General features: G+C 59.4%; 1 protein-coding gene. It reads right to left on the bottom strand.

Annotation, left to right across the window (positions count from 1 at the left end):
- Positions 1 to 2,324, bottom strand: a 2,324-nt coding sequence (locus I2E26_RS05700; protein ID WP_195419954.1) for a discoidin domain-containing protein, incomplete at both ends; no start/stop codon positions are given.

Below are 2,324 nucleotides of genomic sequence, written 5' to 3'. Positions count from 1 at the left end.
TCTGCAGCGCGAGGTCGACGTCGGCCTGGCCCGCCTTGTCGCTGTCGAGGATCCGCTTCGCGGTGTCGCGGGCGGCAGCGAAGGCCTTCCAGGAGTCGGCGGTGTAGCCGTCGGCCTTGAGGCCCTTGACCTCGTCGTACTTGGCCTGGAGCGCGGACTTGTCGACCTCGGGCTCGGGCTCGGCGGTTACGAGGTTGTTGAGAGCAGCCTGGAGCTCGTCACGCGTGGTGTTGAACTCACCGTAAGTGGTCTCGAACTTACCGGACTCGATCTCCTTGCGAACCTTCTCGGCGAGCGTTTCAGCCGCTGCGAGCTTGGTCTTCAGAGCGTCGATACTCTCGGGCGTGTACTTGCCAGCGTTCTCGACCGCAGTCTTGCCGCGGGCGATGAGCGCTTCGAGACCGTCAATGCCGAACGGATCGTCCAGGGTGACCTTCTCGGGACCCATGACCTCGAGCTCGACAATATGGTTGGTATTGCCAGTAGCGTTGGCGCGCTGGTTACCGTTCATGTAGACACGGACGTAGCGAGCCTGCGTACCCGCCTTAACCTCAAACGTCTTGCCAGCGGAGGTCTCGGCATATGCCTGATCCTTGCCAGCGCCGAAACCGTTCTTGTTCTCGGCATCTGAGTTGTAGACGATAACGTCATTCTCGTCGAACGTCTTATCCTTGGACAGGACAATCGTCGTGTTCGGATACGTACGGCTATCCTGATAGTAACGATACAGGTTGATGCTCGTCACATTCTGAACAGCACCGAGGTCGACCTGCAGGTAGGAGCTCTCGGCCCTGTTATCGTCACCGAACTCGCCATACTGCTGAGTGGTGTTCTTCACACCATCGACAGCCTTGTTGATAGGCATGTCGTTGTTTCCAGCGGCGTTGCTGTTGTCGCTCTTCCAGGCAGCAGAAGCTTCCTTGTTCAGCGCACGGTTGACCATCTTGGCCTCGCCAACGCCGGGAACAAGCTTGTTGTAACCAGCGAGCAGCTCGTCATAAGCCTTCTGCTGAGCTGCTGCGTCGGTGCCCTTCAGGGCCTCCTTAGCGGCAGCCAGCAGGGCATCCATGTTGGCGGCGGTCCAGGACTCGGCGGTGACCTTGTCCTTCAGAGCCTCAACGGTATTGATGAGGTTCTCGAGCGGAGATGCCGGAACCTCATCGTAGGACAGAGTCTTGTCGTACACGACGACCTCGGCGATACCAGCCTTAGCAGTGATATCGGCCTGCTTCACGCTGTAGTTGGCAACCTTCTGGGCGTCGTACTGGGAGCCGGAAAGCACGCCGTTGACATACACCTTGAGCATGCCGTTGTTCTCACGAACGCCGGTGATGGTCGCGGTGCCAGCCACAACGTCCTCAGACGCGGCGGTCGCACCGTTGACGGTAAAGACCGCCTTGCCCTCGGCGTTAACGCCGAGCGACCACTGGTCACCCTGGGAAACCAGGACGGTGTCGGTAGCGACGGGGGCCGTAGCCGTTACGGTGAAGCCGTTGGGACCCTCGAAGCTTGCATCAGAAGCAGCAATGGTCTCAGTGGAGACGTTGGCAGCGCGAGCCACGACGCCATCGATGTGGAAGTCGCGAGCGATGCTGGCGGTCAGCTTGTTGCCGGTGTAATCCTCGCCAGCCGTAGCCTTGACCTCAACCTTGGCACCATCGGCGGGAGCCTCGGCGAGGGTGATGTCGAAGGTCATGAGGTCGGCATAAGCCTTGGCAACCTTGGCGTCGACCTTCTTGCCATCAACGGTCACCTCGAAAGCGGCGTTCTTGACGTGCTCGTTGGTCTGAACGCGAAGCGTGGTGTTGTTCTCGGCATACAGGCGATTAAGGGCCGGAGCCTCAGTGTCGCCCTTCTTGGTGAGGTGCCAGATCTGGGTCTCGCCGGGATTGAGGGTCATGCTGACCTTGTTGCCCTTGGTAACCGTCTTGGGAGCCTCAGCAGCCTCCCTGTCGCCCTCGGTGTACACATGGTCGAGAGCGACCTTGTACTCGCCCTCGCTCGTGCAGCCGATAGCGTTATCGAGCGTGAACTCGATGGTCTTGTCGGAGTATGCCGGGTTGCGCATCGAGATGATGCCCTCGTCACCTGCGTTGTTGAAGCAAGAGAAGCCGTAGGCATTCTGCTCGCCAGTTGCAGGATTAGCACCGTTAATGCCGTTGCCAGCTGCCAGCGTAGCGGTCTTGGCGGGAGTGCCGCCAATTACCTTAGCGTTGCGCAGCATGTCGAAGTTCTCTTCCTCCCACTTGAGGAAGTCGGCATTCACCAGATACTTCTCGGTGTCGAGGATAGAGTCGGAATAATAGAGCTCCCAGAACGCGGTG

It is taken from the genome of Collinsella sp. D33t1_170424_A12 (genome assembly GCF_015554865.1).
Classification (GTDB): domain Bacteria; phylum Actinomycetota; class Coriobacteriia; order Coriobacteriales; family Coriobacteriaceae; genus Collinsella.
Note: the sequence above shows the minus strand (reverse complement) of the source record. Positions and strands in the feature narration are given on the sequence as shown.